At 67.5% G+C, this 1,231-nt stretch carries 1 protein-coding gene; it reads left to right on the top strand.

What is annotated here, in order from left to right; genetic code table 11:
- Positions 1–90 precede the first annotated feature (90 nt).
- On the top strand, positions 91–1,209 hold the full coding sequence (locus DKL51_RS32865; RefSeq protein WP_109942618.1) for an IS630 family transposase: 1,119 nt from the start codon (positions 91–93) through the stop codon (positions 1,207–1,209).
- The last annotated feature ends 22 nt before the right edge of the window (positions 1,210–1,231 follow it).

Raw genomic sequence — 1,231 nt, 5'->3', positions numbered from 1 at the left:
CTAGTGCTCTGACCACAAACGTTGGCGGTGTTGGTGACACGCCGGCCTGAGTGAAGGGCTGGGCCGGCGTGGGGCCGTCAGGCTGTCGGGGTGGCAGAGCCGGTTCGGGTACGTCGATTAAGTGATCAAGAGGGTCAGCGGCTGCAACGTCTGGTGCGTCGGGGCACCGGCTCGGTCGTGCGGCTGCGGCGGGCGATGGTCGTGCTCGCCTCGGTTGGCGGGAACAGTGTGCCGGTCATTGCCCGGCTCGTGCAGGCCGACGAAGACTCCGTTCGGCAGGTGATCCACCGGTTCAACGAGATGGGCATGGCCAGCCTGGACCCTCAGTGGGCGGGTGGCCGTCCCCGCCGAATCAGTAGCGACGACGAGGCGTTCATCGTCGCGACGGCCAACACCCGTCCCGCCAAGCTGGGACGGCCGTTCACCTGCTGGAGCGTGCGCAAGCTCGCCGAATACCTCGCTGACAACCCCGATCGGAGGGTGATCATCGGGCGGGAACGACTACGGCAGGTGCTGCGCCGCCACCAGATCACCTTCCAACGCACGAAGACGTGGAAAGAGTCCACAGACCCCCAGCGGGAGCAGAAGCTGGCCCGTATCGAGCACGTGATCGAGCACTTCCCACACCGCACGTTCGCGTTCGATGAGTTCGGGCCGCTGACGATCCGCCCGCACGGCGGCGTCGGCTGGCAGCCCAAGAGCCGCCCACGCAGGCTCCCGGCGAACTACCACAAGCTGCACGGCGTGCGGCAGTTCCACGGCTGCTACTCGATCGGCGACGACACCCTCTGGGGTGTGGTCCGCAGACAGAAATCGGCCGCGAACACCCTCGCCGCACTCAAGTCGATCCGGGCCGCCCGCCCTGACGGCGCCCCCATCTACATCATCTTGGACAACCTGTCCGCGCATAAGGGCTTCGCGATCCGACAGTGGGCGGCACGGAACAAGGTCGAGTTGTGTTTCACTCCGACCTACGCATCCTGGGCCAACCCGATCGAGGCACACTTCGGGCCGCTGCGCACCTTCGTCATCGCCGGCTCGGACCACCCCAACCACACCGTCCTGGCCCGCGGCCTGCACGCCTACCTGCGCTGGCGCAACGCCAACGCCCGCCACCCCGACGTCCTGACCGCCCAACGCCGCCACCGCGCCAAAATCCGCAGCGAACGACACCGCCGCTGGGGCCAACCCGCCAGCCGAGCCGCATAACCAACCCGGCCAACGTTTGTGG

Origin of the sequence: Micromonospora globispora, assembly GCF_003857015.1 — a bacterium.
In the GTDB taxonomy this organism is placed as follows: domain Bacteria; phylum Actinomycetota; class Actinomycetes; order Mycobacteriales; family Micromonosporaceae; genus Micromonospora; species Micromonospora globispora.
Note: the sequence above shows the minus strand (reverse complement) of the source record. Positions and strands in the feature narration are given on the sequence as shown.